Source organism: Oleiphilus sp. HI0061 (assembly GCF_001635675.1).
In genome coordinates this window covers 1-527 of record NZ_LWFE01001852.1, presented here as the reverse complement: position 1 = coordinate 527, position 527 = coordinate 1, and the positions used below count along the sequence as shown (strand labels likewise).

The window sequence follows — 527 nt, the reverse complement described above, 5'->3', positions numbered from 1 at the left end:
CTGATATTGGTTGTACTGACTTTCGCGACGGGTTTGATATACCTTGCCGATGCAATACTCTGGAAACCAAAAAGAGATGCGGCTAAAGATAATTCATCTAGTGCAGCTAGCGAAGAAGAAATTTCTGAAGGCCCTTGGTTAGTAGAAGTTTCTAGGTCTTTTTTTCCGGTACTGGCAATCGTTTTAGTTTTGCGTTCCTTTCTTGTTGAGCCTTTCCAAATTCCTTCTGGTTCAATGTTACCAAGCCTGGAAGTTGGCGACTTTATTCTGGTAAATAAGTATGCCTATGGTTTTCGCCTTCCCGTGGTGGGAACTAAAGTCATTGAAATGGATGATCCGCAGCGCGGTGATGTAATGGTCTTTAAATACCCTAAAGATGGAAAGACCAATTATATTAAGCGAGTTATCGGTGTCCCTGGTGACAAAATTGAATATACAGACAAGCAGTTATGGATCAACGGTGAGCTTGTCGAAGAGAAACTGTTAGCGAATTTACCTGGGCGCAAACTGTTTGAAGAGACTTTAGG

The 527-nt window shown here is 41.9% G+C and carries 1 protein-coding gene; it reads left to right on the top strand.

What is annotated here, in order from left to right; genetic code table 11:
* Nucleotides 1-527, top strand: a 527-nt coding sequence (gene lepB, locus A3735_RS28165) for a signal peptidase I (protein WP_068639084.1), incomplete at both ends; no start/stop codon positions are given.